This window comes from Nonomuraea sp. NPDC004186 (assembly GCF_053603495.1).
In genome coordinates, this window is sequence record NZ_JBSGFQ010000044.1 from 78,336 (window position 1) to 97,496 (window position 19,161).

Genomic DNA, 19,161 nt, shown 5'->3' on the forward strand with positions numbered 1-19,161 from the left:
ACGTATCAACTCACGCTGCGCAAGTTTCACGAGTGTCGAAATATTTCGGCGAGAGTTTCCCCAAGTTATGGCTGATTATTACGGTTGGCATCGGCCTCCAGGGCCGATAGCTTTCTATGATTCATTGACACATTTCGGAAATATCCGCAAACTGGCAGTTCACCCCTCGGTGATGGACGTGTGTGGTGTGGTGTGCTCCGGGTGCCGCCACACCACACACCTTCCCGACCATGATCCCGCTGGGTCGGTTGTGGGAACGTGGGGCATATGCGCAAATACGTGATCCTCGGCGTCCAGGGCAGCGGCAAGGGCACCCAGAGCGCCATGCTCGCCGGCGACCTCGACCTCGTGCACATCAGCGTCGGCGACATCTTCCGCTGGCACGTCAAGAACCACACCAAGCTGGGCGCCCAGGTCCGCCGCCTGGTCGCGGCCGGCGAACTGGTGGGGGACGACCTGGTGGAGGCCGTGGTCAGGGACCGGCTCCAGCAGCACGACTGGAACTACGGCTTCATCATCGACGGTTTCCCCCGCAACCGCCGCCAGGCGGAGTTCTTCCTGGAGAGCTACGACATCGACGGGGTGATCCACCTGGACCTGCCGGACGAGGAGGTGCGCCGCCGCGTCCTGGCCCGCCGCCTGTGCTCGCGCTGCGGCATGGACTACAACCTGATCGCCCACCGGCCGGCGGAGGAGGGCCGCTGCGACGTGTGCGGCGGCGAGCTGGTCTCCCGCGCCGACGACACCCCGGACGCCCTGGCCAGACGCCTGCGCGAGTACCACAGCAAGATCGACCCCGTGGTGGAGCTGTTCAGGGGCAAGGAGTACGTGATGACCGTCGACGCCCGGTCGGACAAGGCGACGGTCCAGCGGACCATCCGCACCCGCTTCAACCTCCCGCCCTACACGCCGCCTCAGTGAGTGATCAGCATGGTGAACCGGTAGAGGTCGACGGCGAGGAGGAGGGAGAAGACGACGAACGCCGACGTGCTCCGCCACACGAAGCCCATCGCCGCCAGGGTCAGGAGGACGGCGGAACCCGACGCCGCGGTCGCCAGCGTCATCATGTCCGGATCGCTGTAATCCGGCATCTCGGGGTCCCAGTCGTAATTGGTCGGCATGAAGCTCGCGAGCATCGCGAACGCTCCGAGGGTGCCGGTGAAGGCGCTCATGCTGATCCACGCGACCCTGTACGTCCCGTGCGCCGCCAACTGAGCCGCGGTCTCCGGATTTCTCACGACAACGCCCCCGTTTCCCGTAATTCCTTGACGCACTTTATGACGAGGAACACGGGGAAGTGGGCCGCTTCCGGTCGATTCGCCGCCCATTCGGGAGCCGGCTCGGGCTCGGCGAACTCGTCCACCCACAGGCCGTGGCGGCGGAAGGTGTTGACGTACGTCGAGAGCGTACGGTGGTTGGCGCCCACCTGGCGGCGCAGCGCGGAAAGCTCCCCGTCGGCGCGCCACCAACCCTCGGCGTGGTAGCGCGCGTCCCCCGGCCAGGAGCCGGACACCCCCGGGCCGCCGGGAAAGCACGGGTGCAGGATCGAGCAGGCGAAGACCCCTCCGGGCCGCAACGCGCCGGCGGCGGCCGTGACGGCGCCTTCGAGGTCGTCGATGTCGGAGAGGCCGAAGTTGCAGACCACCGCGTCGAACGCATCCGGCAGGCCGGGCCGGGAGGCGTCCGCGTGGAGGTAGCGGATGCCCAGCGGCGCGTCGCGCTCGGCGGCCCTCGCCTTCGCGATCAGGGCCTGTGAGACGTCCACGCCCACGACGGCGGCGCCCCGGCGGGCCAGCTCGCGGCTGACCCGGCCGTGGCCGCAGGCGATCTCCAGCACCCGCGTGCCCCCGACCGGCCCCAGCAGGTCGAGCAGGCGCGCGGAGGCCGGGTCGTCGATGACGTCGGTCCAGCCGGCGGCGTAGAAGTCGGCGATCTCGTCGTAGCGCGCGACATCGGGCATGACCCCGACGGTACGCGTCCTCGATCCGCGGCGGGCGGGTGTTCGTCGAGCGCGGAACGCCTGCCGGGCGGGCAAAGGGTTCGCCATGGCGGCGCATGGTTCCGGTCGGGCCGCCCCGTGGGCGGGGCGGGTGAGAGGAGGATCGTCCCCGGTCGAGCGGCACGGCGCGGTCAGGCGGGGGGACGACATGGGCATGCCCGGGATCGCGGCGGTCATCGCGCTCCTCGCCGTAGGCGGGTGGACCGGAGTGTACGGCTCCGCCCCGCCACCGCTGTCCGGCGCGGTTCCGGCCGCGTTCCACGTGCCCGGGAGCCCGGACCTGCGGATCATCGGGACCGTCAGCCCGGAGCCGATGGTCATCGGCGGGGAGTCGGTCTACTCGGTCACCGTCACGAACGCGGGGGACCGGGCCGCCCAGAACGTGACGGTCATCGACACGCTGGACCGCAACGCGATCCCGGGCCCGATCCCCGACGACTGCGCCCTCATCAGGCACGGCGGCGCCGTCGCCTGCGGCGGGCCCGGGCTGACGCTCCCCGCGGGGCAGAGCGTGAGCTACGAGATCCCGGTCATGATCGACCCGGGAGTCCCGGAGGGCGCGCACGTCCTCAACCGCGCCGAGGTCACGGCCTGGGGGATGGGCAGCGGCACGACGCGGATGGTCAGCCCGACCCGGGCGCGGGTCGGGGGCCGTCCGGAGGCCGCAGGCCCGGACGGCGGCGCCGTCGACGACTGCGCCCCCGGCAACACGGGCGGTTCCGAGGACGCGCCGGTGGAGGGCCCCGCCGGGGGTGGCGGCTGCGCGTCCGCCGTACCCGATCCGGCCCCGGCTCCGCGACCGACGCCGAGCCCCGACACCCCCAAGGAACCGGACCCCGCGCCCACGGCCGATCCGGTGCCGTCCGCCACGGCGGAGCCGGGCCCCGTTCCGGGCCCCACTTCGGGTGACGACGCCGGGCCTCCGCAGCCCGTCCCCGGTGAGGGTTACGTTCCGCCCCTGCCCGGCCAGGATCCGCTTCAGCCCGTCCCCGGCCAGGGGCCCGTCCAGCCGGGTCCCGGTCAGCCGGGCCCCGGGGAGAAGGCCGGGCCCGGCCAGGTGCCGTACCCGGAAGGTCTCCATGAGGGTGGATATCAGGTGGGGGTCGGCGGGGGACCCGCCCATCGCGGGTCCCGGCCGGAGTCCGGCGGCGAGGAACCGGAGTCGGAGGCCGACGACCTCCCCCTGGCCGGCGTGTCGGGCTGGGGGCTCGGCCTGGGCTTCGCCGTCCTCCTGGCGATCAGCCTGCTCGTATGGCACTTCTCCCGCCGCGAGCAGGCCCGGGACCGTACCCGCAACCGGGCTCCCGCCGAAGCGGGCAAGAAGCGGTGAGGCTCAGCGGGCGCGAGGGGACAGCGCCTCGCGGGTCCACGAGCCGAGCACCAGCAGCGTCTTGGTCCCGGTCACGTCCCCGGCCCGCCGCAGCCGGTCGATGACCTGCTGCAGGTGCCCGAGGTCGCGTACCCGCACGTGGATCAGGGCGTCCGGGTCGCCCGCGATCGTGAACACCGCCTGCACCTCGGGCACGTCCGTGGCGGTGCGGACGATCTCGCTCACGGGAGTCGTGCCCGGATAACGTAGCTCCGTGAACGCCTCGATCCCCCACCCCAGCTTGCCGTAGTCGATCTGCACCGTGAACCCCGTGATCACGCCGAGATCCCTGAGCCGGTCGACCCGCCGCTTCACCGCCGCGACCGACAGCCCCACCAGGTCCGCCATCTCCGAGAACGTCCTGCGCCCGTCCTCCCGCAGCAGCCGGAGGATGCGGTGGTCGACGTCGTCCACATCAGGCATGCGAGAACCCCTTCGTCCGGCGCAAAGAACCTCAGCCGCCAAGCCCAAGTGTTCACATAGTTTGCGTCTTCCGGGCACTTTCTCATCTAATACTTGCGCATATCATCCCGCGTTGCTGTGCTTGGCACACAAGTACGAGGCCAGGAGGTTCGAGCGTGAGCGAGCCAACAGTGTCGCTCGACGACAAGTACACGGCACATGACGGCCGGGTCCTCATCTCCGGCATCCAGGCCCTGGTGCGCCTGACGCTGGAGCAGCGCCGGCTGGACGAGGAACACGGGCTGGACACGCGCGTGTTCGTCACCGGCTACCAGGGTTCGCCGCTGGGAGGCGTGGACCTGGAGATGAAACGGGCGGCGCGGTTCCTGGAGCCGGCCGGCGTGGTCTTCCAGGCGGGCCTGAACGAGGAGCTGGCCGCCACGGCGGTGGCCGGCACCCAGCTGCTCGACCAGGTGCCGGGCCGCCGGCACGACGGCGTCACCGGATTCTGGTACGGCAAGAACCCCGGCCTCGACCGCGCCGCCGACGCCATCCGGCACGCCAACACGGCCGGCACGGCGCCCCTGGGCGGCGCGGTGGCCTGGATCGGCGACGACCCCGGCTGCAAGTCCTCCACGCTGCCCAGCACGTGCGAGCCCATGTGCCAGAGCCTGTCCATGCCGCTGCTCGCGCCCGGCTCGATCGCGGAGATCGTCGAGTTCGGGCTGCACGCGGTGGCCCTGTCGCGCGCCACCGGGCTCTGGGCGGGGCTGAAGATCGTCGCGGACATCGCCGACGCGTCCGCCACGGTGGACCTCGGCCGGCTCCGCGCCGGCATCCCGATGCCCGACAAGAGAGATCGCGGCGCGGCCCCTCTCCTGCTCGGCGCCGCCGCGCTGGACGCCGAGCACGACATGCTCACCCGCCGCCTCGACCTGGCCCGCGAGTACGCCCGCGAGCACGGCCTGAACCGGGTGACGGCGGGAGCGGGCAACACCGCCCTGGGCATCCTGGCCTCCGGCACCACGTACGCGGTGGTCCTGCGCGCCCTGGCCGACCTCGGCCTGGACGAGGCGACGCTGGACGAGCGCGGGATCCGGCTGATCAAGCTCGGGATGCCGTTCCCGCTCGCCTACGACGACCTGGCCGCCATGACCGCCGACCTGGACAAGGTGCTGGTGGTCGAGGACAAGGTGCCGTTCCTGGAGGGGCAGCTCAAGCAGGCCCTGTACGGGCGGGAGCGCATGCCGGCGGTCGTGGGCCGGGACCTGCTGACCGCCCGCGGCACCCTGGGCGCCGAGGACGTGGCCAAGGCCGTCGCCGCCTGCCTGGGCATCGACCTGGCCCCGCGCGCGAAGGTCCGGCCGAGGCGCATGCTGCCCCTGGTGGCCGCGCGCACCCCGTACTTCTGCTCCGGTTGCCCCCACAACACCTCCACCCGCACCTCCGACGGCACGCTGGTCGGTGTCGGCATCGGCTGCCACGCCATGATCGCCCTGGACGGCCACGGGCGCGGCACCCAGGTGGGCCTCACGCAGATGGGCGGCGAGGGGGCGCAGTGGTTCGGGCTGGCGCCGTTCACCGAGGACCGGCACTTCGTGCAGAACCTCGGCGACGGCACCTTCCACCACTCCGGCTCCCTGGCGATCAGGGCCGCCGTCGCCGCCGGGGTGACGATGACGTACAAGCTGCTCTACAACGACGCCGTGGCCATGACCGGCGGCCAGCGCGCCGAGGGCCGGCTGGACGTGCCGGCGCTGACGCACGAGCTGGCCATCGAGGGTGTGCGCCGGATCGTGGTCACCTCGCCGGAGCCGGAGACGTACCGGGGGGTGCGGCTGGCGGGGATCGCGTCGGTGCGGCACCGCGACGACCTGCCCGAGGTGGAGAAGGAGCTGGCCGCCCTCGACGGCGTGACCGTGCTGATCCACGACGACCGGTGCGCGGCCGAGGAGCGGCGGCTGCGCAAGCGCGGCAAGCTGCCCACGCCCACGGAGAAGGTCGTGATCAACGAGCGGGTCTGCGAGGGCTGCGGCGACTGCGGAGAGGTGTCGACCTGCCTGTCCGTGCAGCCGGTCGAGACCGAGTACGGCCGCAAGACCCGCATCCACCAGGCCTCCTGCAACTCCGACCTGAGCTGCCTCAAGGGCGACTGCCCGTCGTTCCTCCTGGTGGAGCCGGGCACCGTACGCCGTCGCCAGGCCCCGCCGCCGCCCGCCGAGGTGCCGGAGCCCGCGAGCCGGCCCGTCGAGGCCCTGATCCGGATGCCCGGCATCGGCGGCACCGGCGTCGTCACCGTCTCGCAGATCCTGCAGATGGCGGCCCACCTCGACGGCCTGTACGCGTCCGGGCTCGACCAGACCGGGCTGGCGCAGAAGGGCGGCCCCGTGGTCAGCGACGTGCGGATCTCGGCGCGGCCCCTGGAGGGCTCCGTGCGGGCCACGCCGGGGAGCGCGGACGTGCTGATCGGGTTCGACCTGCTGGGCGCGGCGGCCGAGGCGAACCTGGCCACGGCCTCGCCCGAACGCACCGTCGCCATCCTGAACACCGCCGTCGTCCCGACCGCCGCCATGGTGACCGGGCGCGCGGTCGTGCCGGGGCACGCGGACGCGGTCGCCCGCGTCGAGTCCGCCGCCAGGCGCGTCGAGTGCCTGGACGCCCAGGGGCTGTCGGAGAGCCTGTTCGGCGACCACATGCCGGTGAACCTGCTCCTCCTCGGCGCCGCCTACCAGCACGGCTGCCTGCCGGTCTCCGCCGCCGCCGTCGAGCGGGCCATCACGCTCAACGGGGCCGCCGTCGAGCAGAACCTCGCCGCCTTCCGCTGGGGCCGCGCCACCGTGGTCGCTGCGGAGCCCGCTCCGTCGCCGGCCGCCGAGGGGCTGGACGAGGTGGTGGCCACCCGCGTCGCCGACCTGACCGGCTACCAGAACGCCGCCTACGCCCGTTCGTACGAGGAGGACGTGCGGCAGGTGGCGGACACCGCGGTCAAGCTGGCGGGCGAGGAGGCGGGCGCCCGGATCGGGCTCGCGTACGCCCGGGCCCTGCACAAGCTCATGGCCTACAAGGACGAGTACGAGGTCGCCCGCCTGCACCTCGACCCCGTGGAGAAGGAGCGGAGGGAGCGCGAGTACGGCCCGGACGCGGTCGTGTCGGTGCTGCTGCACCCGCCGCTGCTGCGGGCGATGGGGCTCAAGCGTAAGATCAAGGTACGCCGTTCCGCCGGGGTCCTGTTCCGCGGGCTGCGGGCCGCCAGGGTGCTGCGCGGCACGACGTTCGACGTCTTCGGCCACGCCCGCGTACGGCGCGTCGAACGCGAGCTGGTCGTCGAATACCGCGACCTGGTGCGGACCGCGCTGGACAAGCTCACGCCCGGCAGCGCCGAGACGGTCGCGGAGATCGCGGGCCTGCCCGACCTGATCCGGGGGTACGAGGACATCAAGCTCGCCCGGGTCGCCGAGTTCCGCGACCGCGCCAAGGCCGCGCTCGCGCGGCTGGACGAGCCCGTTACGAGCCAGGAGAGATCGTGACCGTTGACCGGCTGCTGCCCGACCAGGACGCCCGGGATCTCATCGAGCTGACCCGCGACATCGCCGACAAGGAGCTCGCGCGCCGGGTCGACGAGCACGAGCGCTCCGAGACGTACCCGGAGGGGCTGTTCGCCACGCTGGGCGCGGCGGGGCTGCTCGGGCTGCCGTACCCGGAGGAGCTCGGCGGCGGCGGGCAGCCGTACGAGGTCTACCTGCAGGTGATCGAGGAGCTGGCGATGCGGTGGGCGGCCGTCGCGGTCGCCACCAGCGTGCACACCCTGGCCTGCTTCCCCGTCTCCGCCTTCGGCACCCCCGAGCAGCGCGAGCGGTGGCTGCCCGACATGCTGGCCGGACGCCTGATCGGCGGCTACAGCCTGTCGGAGCCCCAGGCCGGCTCCGACGCCGGGGCGCTGACCTGCAAGGCGGAGCGGGTGGAGACCGGCTACCGGATCACCGGCAACAAGGCGTGGATCACCCACGGCGGCCTCGCCGACTTCTACGCGCTCTTCGTCCGGACCGGGGAGGGGTCGCGGGGCATCTCCTGCTTCCTCGCGCCGGGGGCCGCCGACGGGCTGACGTTCGGGCGGCCCGAGGAGAAGATGGGGCTGCACGCCGTACCGACCACCAGCGCCCACTGGGACGGGGCGCTCCTGGAGGAGGAGCGGCTGATCGGCGAGGAGGGTCAGGGGCTGCAGATCGCCTTCAGCGCGCTCGACTCGGGGCGGCTCGGCATCGCCGCCTGCGCCACCGGCCTCGCACAGGCCGCGCTCGACGAGGCCGTGGCCTACGCCAAGGAACGCCAGACGTTCGGCAAGCGGATCATCGACCACCAGGGGCTCGGGTTCCTGCTGGCGGACATGGCGGCGGGGGTGGAGAGCGCGCGGGCCACCTACCTCGACGCTGCCCGGCGCCGCGACGCGGGCCTGCCGTACAGCAGGCAGGCGAGCATCGCCAAGCTGGTCGCGACGGACGCGGCGATGAAGGTCACGACGGATGCGGTGCAGGTGTTCGGCGGGTATGGGTATACGCGCGAGTTCCGCGTCGAGCGCTACATGCGCGAGGCCAAGATCATGCAGATCTTCGAGGGCACCAACCAGATCCAGCGCCTGGTGATCAGCCGCCACCTGGCCAAGTAGACCCTGACATGCGGAAACCCCGCTTCCCTGTGCTGGGAGGCGGGGTTCTTCGGCTTGGGAGTGGGCCCTAGATGATCACTGTTCCGTCCCTGTTCCGTGAGAGACCTCGCGCGGTCGGAATAGGCGGTCGTCGATGGCCTTGCGGGCGCGATCGTGGGAGCCGGGCATTATGTGGGCGTAGACGCGGAGGGTGAAGCCTGGGTCGGCGTGGCCGAGGTGCTCCGCGAGTTCCCTCACCGAGACGCCGCTGGCCAGCATGACGCTGGCGTAGTAGTGCCGGAGCTGGTGCAGCCCTTCTTTACGGGAGTGACGTAGCGCTTCCGTTGACGAGGGTCCTTGCCGGGCGGTGGGATGACGCCCGCTTGGACGAGTGCGGGCTTCCAGACGATCTCACTGTAGGTCCTGGATCTGCCGACGTAGGCGGAGCACACGCTCCTCGAAGTCGATGTTCTCCAGAGCGAGGCCGAGCAGTTCGCCCTGCCGCAGCCCGCAGGCGGCCCCGATCATGGGGAGCAGGAAGTATCAGGACCAGCTCTGGTTCACCGGCGAGGTCGAGGACATCTTCGACCTCGCCTTGCCCGGCGCTGCGGGCAGCCCGTACTCGAGGACTTGCTCGTGGGTGAGCGCGATCTGTTCCACGGCCAACCAGCAGCCGCTGGTTCGGGCGAGCCAGTCGGTCAGGATTGCCTCGCCGCTGGCGTCGTAATCGCCGACGTAGGCCAGCACCGCCGGGCGCGGATCGGCGGCCAAGCGCTCGCGGACCCGCCGCACATAGGTCTCGCTGGAAAAGCCGCGTAGCACCAGGACGGGCAGGCCGTACTCGAAGGTCCAGGTGCAGTGCCACCGGCTGGTTCTCCGTCCGGTCGCGCCGGTACAAGTCGGGGACTTGGGCGAGGATTTCGCCGGGATCGGTGTGTTCGCGGACACTCAACTTGGTGATGAACGCGTCATTCAGGATGGGGGCGGGCAGGCGTCAAAAGACCCCGACAGGGCGAAGCTGTCGGGGTCTTGGTGTGTAGACTGACGGCCTGGTGTGCATCATGCCCGGCAGGGTTCGGGTCTTCATCGGCTCCGGGCTGCGCGTAAGAAGACGTCCTGAGACCCGGTAGGGCCTTGGGGAAGTTGAGCTGGATCAGACCGGGCCTTGGGGTGCGTTGCGTCAGTTCCCGTACTGCTTGGTGTCCGGGTGCTCGATGAGCAGGACATGGGCGGTCTTGTCGGCAACGGGACGGTGCCGCATTCCTCTGGGAACGACGAACAGTTCGCCCGCCTTCAGCACCACCGGGTTTTGCCCCTCCAACTGGATCTCAAAGCTGCCGTCCCAGCACAAGAAGAGCTCGTCCTCATCGTGGTGATGCCACGGGAACTCGCCTTCCAATCGAGCCAGGCGAACAACGGTGGTGTCGTTCACCGCCGCCAGATTGTGCTGCTGGAAGGGCCCTGGGAGCGCGGTGATGGCCTCGGCCACCGAGACCGCAGCAAGGTGACGCGAAGCTTCATGCTGTGTGGTCATGCCACAATCCTTGCCTTTCAGAGTGGCCCGATAACAGAGCCAATCTCCGAAAATTGGTCCTTATAGCGGACCAATCGTCTGAAATCATGCTGATCCGAGGCAGGGCTATTGGACGATCCTCTTCGTGGCGGGTTGGCGTCACTCTGATGCGATGACTTCGTTGACGGCGGCCCGGGCGGCGGACTCGTCGACGATGGTCTTGTCGGCGATGAAAGTCGCCAGTAGAGCTTGGATGGCCAGGTTGTTGATCGCGCGGGGGTAGCCGCGGCTGGCAGTGTGGATGAGCGTGGCGGCGTCCTCGGTGAACAGGGGATCGGTGCGGCCGGCCAGGGCGAGGTGGTGACGTAGGTAGTCGACGGTCTCCTCGCAGGCCATGCCGTTCATGTGGTAGCGGACGGCGATGAGCTGATCGAGCACGGCCAGCACGCCTAGCTTGATCTTGCGGCGCAGGGTCGGCTGGCCGATCAGCAGGCACGCGAACGGGCTGGAGGAGTCCATCTCGTGGTTGGTCAACATGCGTACCGACTCCAACTGGTCGTGGCCCAGCAGGTGGGCCTCATCCAGGATGAGCACCGGGGTGCGACCGCTTCGGCCAGTTCGGTCGCCAGCGCGTCGTTGGCCTGTGGGATCAGGGTGGCCTTGTGCGGTTTGGGGACGCCGCCCAGCGCGGTGACGATGGCGGTGTGGATGCCGCGGACGCCGACGTCGGGATTGCCGATGTAGATGGGGATGTGCCGGGCGGGATCCAGGGAGGCGATCGCGGCCCGGGTGGCGACGGTCTTGCCGACGCCAACTTCACCGGTGATGACGCCCAGGGCGCGTTCGGTGACGCACCAGGTGATGCGGGCGGTGGCTTCGCCGTGGGCGCCATGCCAGTGCATCATGCTGGGGGCCAGGTCCCGGCCGAACGGCATCTTGGTGAAGCCGAAGAAGCCTTGCAGGCGATCGATCACAGCTGGTCCTCTCCGGTCAGTGCCGGGTCCTGCTCGGTCGGCGCTGCTTCTTCATCTTCACCTTGCCGGTCGATGTTCTTGCTGGTCAGCGCGGTGTAGTTGATGCGGGCGGCCAGGGCGGCGGTGTGACTGTCATCCAACAGGCGCAGGTAGTCGATCCCGGTGCCCGGCTCCGGCGCAGCGGGCGCCGCCTGTTCGGGTTTGGCCTTGGGGTGCGTGTGCCGGCCGATGACCTGCGGGGTGGCCATCACCATCGGCTCGCCCCGGAAGCGGACCTCCAGCATGGTCAGGTCGAAGGGATCGAAGACCAGTTCGACCTTCCGCCCCACCAAGCTCGGGTCGACGCAGTAGGAGTTGGCGAACAGCCGGACTGTGGCGGTCCCTGGTGATAGACGCGCTCGACCCAGGCAGTGAACAGCCGGTTCAGCTCGGCCAAGTCGTTCACCTTGGTGCCGGCGGTCTGCCCGTCGGCAGCGATCTCGACCAGGAATTGCTGGCGGACGGTCTTGAAGAACCTTTCGATCTTCCCGCGGCGATGCAGTCGAGGACGCGCTGGAGCCCGTACCGGAACTGGTCGTCGCAGCTCAGGTGCAGTCGGCGCTCGCACTGGTTGGATCGTCCGGCTCCAGCGGGTCGAGGTTCTCGTCAAAGGCGAACGCCGCGCTGCCAGGCTGATCGGCCAACTCCGCGCCTTGCAGGTTCAGCACCAAGAGTTGCTTCTTGACGATTGGCGTATGGGTCGAGGTGACTTAACCAATGCGGAGTGGGAGCGACTCGAGTCGCTGCTGCCCGAGGGGGTCGGCGGGGCGGGCGGCGGAACGACGGCGCCTTGGTGGGCGGCAAGCCCGGAGTGCCTCACGTGCTACGGCATGAGATGCTCCCTGGGTCAACGTCTCACGAGTGGCGGAATCCGCAGGCCGTCGCAACAAGGTGGGACGGCCTGCGCGTCAGCCGCGCCGGACGCCGTGCTGGTGGGCCGTGGTTGATGTATTCGTAGCGAAGCCTCTTGTCATCAACCACACGGCGAAGACAAAGCTCTGCAGGCCCAGTGGCGCATTCATGGCCAGGTAGAGCGGCGTGACCACGTCAGTTAGGCGAAGTAGCACCAAGAAGCTCGCCGATATAGCTGCTCCGATTCCCAGAAATCCCCACCCGGATAGCCATCGAGGGACAGATCTCGACCGCCACAGAATGCGGAACAACAGGAGATCTCCGAGGCTCAGCGAGATGATCAATGCGACGTGATTGACCAGGTCGCGCGCCGTCCGCAGCAGCTCGCCCAAGACCTCGAGGTGGGATGCTTCCGAAGCGCTGGCCTGGGTGAATCCATCGCCCAGCACAAGAAACAAGGGCAGGATGATCACGCCTATGAAGTGGAACGTCGCTGCGATCAGTCTGAACCCAAGGAAACCCTGACTGAGCGCTTCGTTCTCCGCCCTCAATGTCGGATAAAGGTACAGCGCGAACCCGACATAGGCGGGGATCATGATGGACTGAGCAACTGCGCCGACGATGACCTGGCTCTCGTGTGCGGAAATGAGAGCGAGATAGCGTGGCTCCTCGAGAGCGGGAACGATGCTCAGCGCACCGGCGATCATGCCTACGATGACCAGTGTGCCCGCAATTGCGATTGCCCGCCTGTTTGTATGCACGATGCTTGTCCTGTAATTGTCGTGGTGGTGGAGTGTGCCGGCGCCGGATCGGCGAGCCGGTTCAGGCTCCCCGACGCGCAAGCCGGGGACTGCCGGGGCGGCGGCCAGGGTCAGCCTGTGAGCAGGTCCATGCGGAGGAACTCGGTGATGCGGAGCAGCTTCGGTGGGCGTGCCACCTCATGGGGGAGGGCCTGGAACGCCTCGTCCTTCCCGACAAGGCGTGGGGCGGTGAGTTCCATCGCTCTCCCGTCGACCCGGAGCCGCGCACCTCTGGCCGCCAGGACGTTCTGCACCCAATCGGAGCGCGATCCATACACCAGAACGAACAGGTAGCCGCCGTCGACGGGATGCGCATCGAGCGGCGTGCGGTACGTAGCGCCAGAAATGCGACCGATGTGAATCAGCACCGGCCATCTCCCGCCGGTTATCGCGCGGGGGTTGAACACCCTCTTGTTCACGTGCCCCCACCACCTTGGCATCGGCATCGAAATCTCCTTCTCTCGCCCCGGCGGGGCGCGTCATAGGTCAGGTGTTGGCTGAGCCCTGGCTGACGCCAATCCGGAGAGCCTTACACCCGTAAGGCTACTTACGGGTGTAAGGTTGGCTTACGCTCGTAAGCCTGTCAACCCGCCCACACCCGGAGCCGTCGTGCCACCACCGCAACAACCGCTCAGCAGAGGTCTCGTGCTGGAAGCCGCGATCCGGGTCGCGGATCGCGGCGGCGTGGAGGCGATCACGATGCGCCGGGTGGCGCAGGAACTGGGCGTGGAGGCGATGTCGCTCTACCACCACGTGCCGAACAAAGACGCGATCCTCGACGGCGTGGTCGACATGGTGTTCGCGGCGATCAAGCTACCCGGTGTTGAATGCGACGATTGGCGCGATGCGATCCGTACGCGTGCCTCCTCCGCACGTGTGATCCTCTCGCAGCACAGCTGGGCTCTCGGCCTCATGGACTCCCGTCGCCATCCGGGACCGGCGACGCTGCGCCACCACGACGCCGTCCTGGGCGTCCTCCGGGAGGCGGGGTTCACGCTGCCGATGGCCGCGCACGCCGTCTCGCTCATCGACAGCTACATCGGCGGGTTCGTCCTCCAGGAGGCGAACCTACCGATGACGACGCCGGACGATGTCGAGGAAGTGGCCAGCGGCATCCTCCGGCATCTGCCGGCAGAGGAGTTGCCGTACCTCACCGAGATGATCCGCGACCACGCCCTGCGGCCGGGCTACGACTACACCAGCGAGTTCAGCTACGGCCTGGACCTGATCTTGGATGCGCTCGAAGCTCGCCGAAGGGCCCCCCGCTCGGGTTCGTGCGATGAGTCCCAAAGTGGCTTTGTGCAACGACAGCGACAGTTCGTGTTCTCAGAAATGAGAGGAAATCCACAGGCATGAGCAGGCACGCTAGGGCGCTCAACCAGGGCAAACAGCCGTCGTCACCGAATCGTCGTCAAGATCGACTCTCTGGCGCCAAAATCCGGTCCGATCCTCCCCGGAGGCCGATCGGGGAAGTTGGCGCGCCGGCGCGCCTCGGCGAGATGGGCGGAAAGCTTGCGGTAGGCTGCCGCGGTGTTCGGGATGACGCCGGTCACGGCCAGGCGGTAGAAGCACTGCCGCAACGTCACTCCGCCCTTGTAGGCGTCGCCTGCGACTTGCACATCGCCAACGCCGACCTCTGATCACCAGCCGCATCCCACCAGTCAGAAGTCAACCCCGGGAAACTTCCAGCGCGCACCACTTAACCTAGATCGAGTGCACCCGCTCCGGCCTCGAAGCTAAACTAACGGCGACCGCGTACCGGCTCGCCACCGTGTCAACGCTCGGAACCCGCGGCTCATGAAGCATCCAGCAGGGTTGGCTTTCGTCTGACGGCACGTCGGGGTGGAACGCATTGTCAGAGCTTGGACGGTTAGGCCCTTACCATCTCATCCGGGTGCTAGGCGAAGGTGGTCAGGGCAAGGTCTACCTGGCCGTGGCCCCCCAAGGATCACGAGTCGCCGTCAAGGTCCTCCATCCGGGCACGGTCTTGGACGAGCAGTCACGGCGGCGGTTTATGCGCGAAGCCGACCTGGCGCAGCGAGTGGCGCCCTTCTGCACGGCCAGGGTGCTCGATGCCGGTGTTCTCGATGGTCGTGCCTACCTCGTCAGTGAATACGTGCCCGGCGTGTCGCTTGAGACACTGGTCAACACTGAAGGGCCGCGCAGCGGGAGCAGCCTGGACCGGCTGGCCGTCACGACGCTGACCGCGCTCGCCGCGATTCATCGCGCAGGCATCGTGCACCGCGATTTCAAGCCCAGCAACGTGCTCCTTGGGCCAGAAGGCCCAGTTGTGATCGACTTCGGCATCGCCCGTATGGCTGAGCAGTCCACCACCGGCTCCGGCCTGGTAGGCACCCCGGCCTACATGGCGCCGGAGCAGTTGAACGGCGTTCCTGCCAGCGCTGCCTCGGACGTCTTCGCTTGGGCCGCTACCATGGTGTTTGCCGCGACAGGGGGCCGCGCTTTCCGCGGTGACACACCCGCAGCCGTGATGCACGCCATCTTCAACAAGCAACCCGATCTGTCCGGTGTGCCACAAGAGTTCGCCGGCCTTCTCGACGCGTGTTTGGCTAAGCAGCCAGAGCACCGCCCAACCGCTGCCGACGTACTGCGCCACCTCACCGGCGAATCGGCCGACTCGGGCCGCTCCAACATGGCGCCAGCCATGCCCCCACGAAATCAACACCTGGACCGCCCTCGGCCCTTCATAGTCGCCAGCTTCACCCAGTTCGCTGTGGGGATCGCGACACTGATCACGCTCAACGCCAGCACCGGTCCCAAAGCGCCAGGCCTATGGGAGACACCCATATTCTGGGCCTTGACAGCACTACTGGTGGTGGTAACCGCCGTGACCGTCGGGCTCCGAATCACGCAGCCGCGCACGCCGTCGTCAGCCGAGCGAACCCTGGATCACCTACCCGGAGAACCCCATGGCCATTAACGCACTCTGGCCGGTGCCCATCGTCATGCTGATGTGGTTCACGCTCATGGCACTGCGCCCGGTCCGAAGCTTCCTCAGCCGCCGCCGCGTCCTCGTCGCCGTGTTCATCCTGCCGCTCCAGCCGTTCGCCCTCATCGGCCTTAGCGTGGCTGTCTGGACTGCCTTCACCGAGCCCTCTAGGGTCAACTGGCCCGTCGGGCTCATGTTCGGTCTGGCCTACCTCAATGGTCTAGCAGCGTTCGCCCTGGTCACGAGCCTACAGGATCGCTTTATCCGCCGCCGCGCACGATATCCTCGTGGTTGACCTCCTCGGGTGCAGATCCGAGACGAAAGCAAGGCCGCAAGGCTACCCACGCCCGGGGCCAGGGCCGCTGCTCATCTACATGATCGGTCTATATCCACAGGTGACTGCATCGTGGGTCGGAGATTAGATCTTCGAGGGCACCAACCAGATTCAGTGCCTCATCATCAACCGCCATCTAGCCAGGTAGCCCCTGACATGCGGAAACCCCGCTTCCCTGTGCTGGGAGGCGGGGTTCTTTGGCTTGGGAGCGGGCCCTAGATGATCACTGTTCCGTCCCTGTTCCGTGAGACGCGGCACAGAGACCAGCCTGTTCCTGAACAGAGTCCTGGTTGGGGCTCTCGAGACCAGCCGACTCGTGTCGTCCTCGGCGGATAAGGTGCAGGCCTTTGCTGGTTGGAGATTCTGGAGGGGCGGGATGGGCGCGAAGACAGCATTGCTGGCGTTCGCTGAGGGCGACATTCGACCCGCGTTGTTGGGCGCGACGCGCTCGGAACGGGCTGATACCGAGGCATTGGTCCGTCAGGTTCACCCAGGTTATGCGGTCGCACCCGCCGAGGACGGCACGTTGTGGGACTGTGCCTACCCGCCTGACGACGTCACCTACGCCACCGCACTGGCCGGGGCCGAGCTGTTCTGTGATCGCAGGCTCGTGCTCGATCGTCCGTCTGAGTTGCCTGAGCATCTGCTCAAGGCCGGTGCGGGCAGGCGGATCATCATGCATGCGATGCACTCGGTGGTGGACTGGCTTGCTTTCGCGGTCTGGGAGGACGGGGCGCTGGTACGCTCGCTGAGCCTGTCGCCCGATGGCGGTATCCAGGAGAACATCGGCGAGCCGTACGACTTCGAGCTGCCTTACTGGGCGGGCGAGCATCCTGTCGAGCACGCGCCGGGCTGGCCAAATCAGGATCCCTACCCACTGCCGTTCCATCCCCTTGAGCTGGGCGAGGATGCGTTGCACGCGTTGTTTGGCTTCGTGATAGAGGGAGCTCCCGACCCCGGCCACGTCGATACGGCCGGTGTTCACCTGCACGGGTTCCGGGTGACCGACCCGTCGGGCAGGGAACAGGCCGAACGGGAAGCCATGTACGCCGAGGCGCGGCGGACCATGGGTCCACCGAGGATATTCCGGATGGGTCCGGACGGGACGATGCAAGAGGTTAGCTTCGACAGCCTCTGACCATCTGTGCCTGGCCGGCGCTCTGCTCTCTTCGGCAGGACAACACGCCGCAGGTGAACGCCCACACACATACAAACGCGACCCCTGCCTGGTTGATCGGCAATGGGGTCGCGTTTCTGTGATCAAGGCCGCACGCGCCGCCGTCTTGGCGCGACTCCTCCACGTCCACGAAACCGACCTTTGGCCGCAGCTCGCCCAGCAACACCGCTCACTCGTAGACGGCGTACAAACGATCTACCCTCACCGCTGGGCCATCCCCCAAATCGTGTGGCGAGCTCTCTTCCAAGGCGCAGCCGAGGAGATCGACATCCTCACGTACAGCGGCCTGTTCCTCCTCGAAGACCGCAGAACCCTCGATGCGCTCGTCGACCGAGCCCGCGCAGGCGTCAAGGTTCGCGTGCTCCTCGGAGACCCAACAGTCCCCAGGTTGCTGTGCGAGGAACCGACGAGGGAATTGGCGCCGACGTCATGGCCGCCCGCATCAAGAACGCACTCGCCCTCTACCGTCCCCTACTGGCCATTCCGAACGTCGAAGTCCGGCTACACCGCACGGTGCTCTACAACTCCATCTACCGAGCAGACACCGAACTCCTGGTCAACATCCACGCCTACGCCACCCCAGCAGCCGACGCCCCAGTCATGTATCTCCACCACGCCGACGGGCGAGGGACATCAACGGTCTACCTCGCCAGCTTCGAACGAATCTGGACCACCGCCACGCCCCACAACAACCAGCCGCGACCAGACCCCGGACAGCCCTGAAAGCAAACTATCTACACGTCATCAAGGGCAGTCCGCCTGCGGCGGCCTGCCGCGCGTGGGGCGGTCGCCGGCCGCGCTGCGGCTCTTCGGCCGGTCACGGCCAGCACCGCCCACGCGCTTCCTGGCAGATCTCAGTCTAATGAAGGCGGTTGCCGAGCCCGCTGAACTTGGGTTGAGTGGGCTGGTGACAGCCGTCGAGCCTCGAACACCCTGGAAAGCCGGTGTGTTGAGTGCCGTTGGCATGGCCATCCTCGCCTCAGCGACAAACGTATTTATCAATTATGCGACCACCGAGGCGACAGCGCTGCGATGGGCAGCCGTAGGACTCCTAACCCTTGTGAGCGGCGTAGGGGCAGCCCTAACTCAAGGACGCCGCCAACGGGCCCAGGCGCGGGCATTGGATAAACCCGCAGTCCAGGTGAGGATTGATCGCGCCAAGAAGATCATAGATCTCAAAATTTACAGCGATGAAGTCGCACTTCAGCCCGGCTACATAGCTCAGTTAATCCAGACTGCTCACGGGACAATCGAGGCAGTTCAAGAAGAAGGAGCGCCGGGCGATGAATGACCACATGCTAGATGGGGCAGTACGCCACTACCGAAAGCTGGCGGAGTTGAACCGTGACGCTTACTTGCCCGATCTGGCCACTGCCCTGAACAACTATGCGATTCGGTTGGCTGACGTGGGTCGCCGTGCGGAAGCCGTCCCCATCAGCGAAGAGGCTGTTGCGCTGCGGCGTGAGTTGGCTGAGCAGGATCGTGACGCTTACTTGCCCGATCTCGCCGCCGCCTTCAATAATCACGCAAGCTATTTGGCTGACGTGGGTCGCCGTGCGGAAGCCGTCTCCGTCAGCGAACAGGCCGTCAGGCTCTACAGAGAGCTGGCGGAGTTGAACCGTGACGCTTACTTGCCCGATCTGGCCACTGCCCTGAACAACTATGCGATTCGGTTGGCTGACGTGGGTCGCCGTGCGGAAGCCGTCCCCATCAGCGAAGAGGCTGTTGCGCTGCGGCGTGAGTTGGCTGAGCAGGATCGTGACGCTTACTTGCCCGATCTCGCCGCCGCCTTCAATAATCACGCAAGCTATTTGGCTGACGTGGGTCGCCGTGCGGAAGCCGTCTCCGTCAGCGAACAGGCCGTCAGGCTCTACAGAGAGCTGGCGGAGTTGAACCGTGACGCATACCTCCCTAACCTCGCTTCAGCAATGAACAACTATGCAGTTCGGCTGGCTGAATTGGGTCGCCCCGCGGAAGCTATCTCTATCAGCGAACAGGCCGTCAGGCTCTACAGCGAGCTGGCGGAGTTGAACCGTGACGCATACCTCCCTAACCTCGCTTCAGCAATGAACAACTATGCAGTTCGGCTGGCTGAATTGGGTCGCCCCGC

At 67.7% G+C, this 19,161-nt stretch carries 24 protein-coding genes; 11 read left to right on the forward strand and 13 right to left on the reverse strand.

Translation table 11 applies throughout. The features are described 5' to 3' along the window. Positions 1 to 267: 267 nt before the first annotated feature. Positions 268 to 921, forward strand: a complete 654-nt coding sequence (locus ACWEPL_RS31945; protein WP_350725282.1) for an adenylate kinase family protein — start codon at positions 268 to 270, stop codon at positions 919 to 921. On the opposite strand, the gene ACWEPL_RS31950 is transcribed toward ACWEPL_RS31945, so the two are convergent. Then, entirely contained in the window at positions 915 to 1,172 is a 258-nt protein-coding gene (locus tag ACWEPL_RS31950) for a hypothetical protein (RefSeq protein WP_452438379.1), read from the reverse strand. The genes ACWEPL_RS31945 and ACWEPL_RS31950 overlap by 7 nt on opposite strands. 62 nt (positions 1,173 to 1,234) lie before the next feature. Next, complete coding sequence (locus ACWEPL_RS31955) at positions 1,235 to 1,960, reverse strand: class I SAM-dependent methyltransferase (RefSeq protein ID WP_452438380.1); 726 nt, start codon at positions 1,958 to 1,960, stop codon at positions 1,235 to 1,237. A gap of 130 nt (positions 1,961 to 2,090) precedes the next feature. Between ACWEPL_RS31955 and ACWEPL_RS31960 the strand changes: the two genes are divergently transcribed. Continuing rightward, entirely contained in the window at positions 2,091 to 3,329 is a 1,239-nt protein-coding gene (locus tag ACWEPL_RS31960) for a hypothetical protein (RefSeq protein ID WP_452438381.1), read from the forward strand. Positions 3,330 to 3,332: 3 nt separating this feature from the next. Here ACWEPL_RS31960 and ACWEPL_RS31965 read toward each other — a convergent pair whose 3' ends face one another. Further along, a complete protein-coding gene (locus tag ACWEPL_RS31965) occupies positions 3,333 to 3,791 on the reverse strand; it encodes an Lrp/AsnC family transcriptional regulator (RefSeq protein ID WP_363967170.1) in 459 nt (152 codons plus the stop codon). Positions 3,792 to 3,946: 155 nt separating this feature from the next. Between ACWEPL_RS31965 and ACWEPL_RS31970 the strand changes: the two genes are divergently transcribed. Both ACWEPL_RS31970 and ACWEPL_RS31975 read left to right on the forward strand, forming a co-directional pair. After that, positions 3,947 to 7,297, forward strand: a complete 3,351-nt coding sequence (locus ACWEPL_RS31970) for an indolepyruvate ferredoxin oxidoreductase family protein (RefSeq protein ID WP_452438382.1) — start codon at positions 3,947 to 3,949, stop codon at positions 7,295 to 7,297. Next, on the forward strand, positions 7,294 to 8,433 hold the full coding sequence (locus ACWEPL_RS31975) for an acyl-CoA dehydrogenase family protein (protein ID WP_452438383.1): 1,140 nt from the start codon (positions 7,294 to 7,296) through the stop codon (positions 8,431 to 8,433). Before ACWEPL_RS31970 ends, ACWEPL_RS31975 begins: the two co-directional genes overlap by 4 nt. A gap of 75 nt (positions 8,434 to 8,508) precedes the next feature. Here ACWEPL_RS31975 and ACWEPL_RS31980 read toward each other — a convergent pair whose 3' ends face one another. The 9 genes from ACWEPL_RS31980 to ACWEPL_RS32020 all read right to left on the reverse strand — a co-directional run bounded on the left by ACWEPL_RS31980 (position 8,509) and on the right by ACWEPL_RS32020 (position 13,009). After that, positions 8,509 to 8,691 (reverse strand): hypothetical protein, encoded by a 183-nt coding sequence (locus ACWEPL_RS31980; RefSeq protein WP_355207824.1) that lies wholly within the window; start codon positions 8,689 to 8,691, stop codon positions 8,509 to 8,511. A gap of 264 nt (positions 8,692 to 8,955) precedes the next feature. Then, complete coding sequence (locus tag ACWEPL_RS31985; protein WP_452438384.1) at positions 8,956 to 9,360, reverse strand: hypothetical protein; 405 nt, start codon at positions 9,358 to 9,360, stop codon at positions 8,956 to 8,958. A 232-nt stretch (positions 9,361 to 9,592) separates the two neighbouring features. Next, positions 9,593 to 9,946 (reverse strand): cupin domain-containing protein, encoded by a 354-nt coding sequence (locus ACWEPL_RS31990; protein WP_355207820.1) that lies wholly within the window; start codon positions 9,944 to 9,946, stop codon positions 9,593 to 9,595. Between the two features lie 138 nt (positions 9,947 to 10,084). Beyond that, a complete protein-coding gene (locus ACWEPL_RS31995) occupies positions 10,085 to 10,519 on the reverse strand; it encodes an ExeA family protein (protein ID WP_452438385.1) in 435 nt (144 codons plus the stop codon). Continuing rightward, positions 10,456 to 10,899, reverse strand: a complete 444-nt coding sequence (locus ACWEPL_RS32000; protein ID WP_452438386.1) for an AAA family ATPase — start codon at positions 10,897 to 10,899, stop codon at positions 10,456 to 10,458. Before ACWEPL_RS32000 ends, ACWEPL_RS31995 begins: the two co-directional genes overlap by 64 nt. Further along, entirely contained in the window at positions 10,896 to 11,228 is a 333-nt protein-coding gene (locus tag ACWEPL_RS32005; RefSeq protein ID WP_452438387.1) for a hypothetical protein, read from the reverse strand. The genes ACWEPL_RS32000 and ACWEPL_RS32005 overlap by 4 nt, the downstream gene beginning before the upstream one ends. A gap of 255 nt (positions 11,229 to 11,483) precedes the next feature. Further along, positions 11,484 to 11,609 (reverse strand): hypothetical protein, encoded by a 126-nt coding sequence (locus ACWEPL_RS32010; protein WP_452438388.1) that lies wholly within the window; start codon positions 11,607 to 11,609, stop codon positions 11,484 to 11,486. 237 nt (positions 11,610 to 11,846) lie between these two features. After that, positions 11,847 to 12,551, reverse strand: coding sequence for a DUF4386 domain-containing protein (locus ACWEPL_RS32015; protein WP_355213014.1), 705 nt, complete (start codon positions 12,549 to 12,551; stop codon positions 11,847 to 11,849). Between the two features lie 110 nt (positions 12,552 to 12,661). Further along, entirely contained in the window at positions 12,662 to 13,009 is a 348-nt protein-coding gene (locus ACWEPL_RS32020; protein ID WP_449894727.1) for a nitroreductase family deazaflavin-dependent oxidoreductase, read from the reverse strand. Positions 13,010 to 13,235: 226 nt separating this feature from the next. Here ACWEPL_RS32020 and ACWEPL_RS32025 point away from each other — a divergent pair, with 226 nt between their 5' ends. Beyond that, a complete protein-coding gene (locus ACWEPL_RS32025) occupies positions 13,236 to 13,946 on the forward strand; it encodes a TetR/AcrR family transcriptional regulator (RefSeq protein ID WP_452438389.1) in 711 nt (236 codons plus the stop codon). Between the two features lie 41 nt (positions 13,947 to 13,987). Here the strand turns inward: ACWEPL_RS32025 and ACWEPL_RS32030 are convergent, their stop codons facing one another. Further along, on the reverse strand, positions 13,988 to 14,176 hold the full coding sequence (locus tag ACWEPL_RS32030) for a hypothetical protein (RefSeq protein WP_452438390.1): 189 nt from the start codon (positions 14,174 to 14,176) through the stop codon (positions 13,988 to 13,990). Positions 14,177 to 14,442: 266 nt separating this feature from the next. Here ACWEPL_RS32030 and ACWEPL_RS32035 point away from each other — a divergent pair, with 266 nt between their 5' ends. From ACWEPL_RS32035 to ACWEPL_RS32060, 6 genes are all read left to right on the forward strand, one after another. Then, positions 14,443 to 15,531, forward strand: a complete 1,089-nt coding sequence (locus tag ACWEPL_RS32035; RefSeq protein WP_452438391.1) for a serine/threonine-protein kinase — start codon at positions 14,443 to 14,445, stop codon at positions 15,529 to 15,531. Next, positions 15,521 to 15,835 carry a hypothetical protein gene (locus tag ACWEPL_RS32040; protein WP_449894718.1) on the forward strand — a complete coding sequence of 105 codons (315 nt, stop codon included), beginning with the start codon at positions 15,521 to 15,523 and terminating at the stop codon, positions 15,833 to 15,835. Before ACWEPL_RS32035 ends, ACWEPL_RS32040 begins: the two co-directional genes overlap by 11 nt. Positions 15,836 to 16,250: 415 nt before the next feature. Further along, positions 16,251 to 17,012: a DUF6928 family protein gene (locus ACWEPL_RS32045; protein ID WP_452438392.1), complete on the forward strand. Its 762-nt coding sequence runs from the start codon at positions 16,251 to 16,253 to the stop codon at positions 17,010 to 17,012. A gap of 468 nt (positions 17,013 to 17,480) precedes the next feature. Continuing rightward, complete coding sequence (locus tag ACWEPL_RS32050) at positions 17,481 to 17,774, forward strand: hypothetical protein (RefSeq protein WP_452438393.1); 294 nt, start codon at positions 17,481 to 17,483, stop codon at positions 17,772 to 17,774. Positions 17,775 to 18,015: 241 nt separating this feature from the next. Beyond that, positions 18,016 to 18,342: a hypothetical protein gene (locus ACWEPL_RS32055; RefSeq protein WP_452438394.1), complete on the forward strand. Its 327-nt coding sequence runs from the start codon at positions 18,016 to 18,018 to the stop codon at positions 18,340 to 18,342. Further along, on the forward strand, positions 18,335 to 19,161 hold an 827-nt coding region (locus tag ACWEPL_RS32060), incomplete at its 3' end, for a tetratricopeptide repeat protein (protein WP_452438395.1). The genes ACWEPL_RS32055 and ACWEPL_RS32060, both read left to right, overlap by 8 nt.

What these genes read in the sequence shown, in the direction of transcription:
- ACWEPL_RS31945 (WP_350725282.1), top strand. Translation starts at nt 268, where the DNA reads ATGCGCAAATACGTGATCCTCGGCGTCCAGGGCAGCGGCAAGGGCACC.
- ACWEPL_RS31980 (WP_355207824.1), bottom strand. Translation starts at nt 8,691, where the DNA reads ATGCTGGCCAGCGGCGTCTCGGTGAGGGAACTCGCGGAGCACCTCGGC.
- ACWEPL_RS32040 (WP_449894718.1), top strand. Translation starts at nt 15,521, where the DNA reads ATGGCCATTAACGCACTCTGGCCGGTGCCCATCGTCATGCTGATGTGG.
- ACWEPL_RS31965 (WP_363967170.1), bottom strand. Translation starts at nt 3,791, where the DNA reads ATGCCTGATGTGGACGACGTCGACCACCGCATCCTCCGGCTGCTGCGG.
- ACWEPL_RS32050 (WP_452438393.1), top strand. Translation starts at nt 17,481, where the DNA reads ATGGCCGCCCGCATCAAGAACGCACTCGCCCTCTACCGTCCCCTACTG.
- ACWEPL_RS32045 (WP_452438392.1), top strand. Translation starts at nt 16,251, where the DNA reads ATGGGCGCGAAGACAGCATTGCTGGCGTTCGCTGAGGGCGACATTCGA.
- ACWEPL_RS31990 (WP_355207820.1), bottom strand. Translation starts at nt 9,946, where the DNA reads ATGACCACACAGCATGAAGCTTCGCGTCACCTTGCTGCGGTCTCGGTG.
- ACWEPL_RS31955 (WP_452438380.1), bottom strand. Translation starts at nt 1,960, where the DNA reads ATGCCCGATGTCGCGCGCTACGACGAGATCGCCGACTTCTACGCCGCC.
- ACWEPL_RS31950 (WP_452438379.1), bottom strand. Translation starts at nt 1,172, where the DNA reads ATGAGCGCCTTCACCGGCACCCTCGGAGCGTTCGCGATGCTCGCGAGC.
- ACWEPL_RS32055 (WP_452438394.1), top strand. Translation starts at nt 18,016, where the DNA reads ATGGCCATCCTCGCCTCAGCGACAAACGTATTTATCAATTATGCGACC.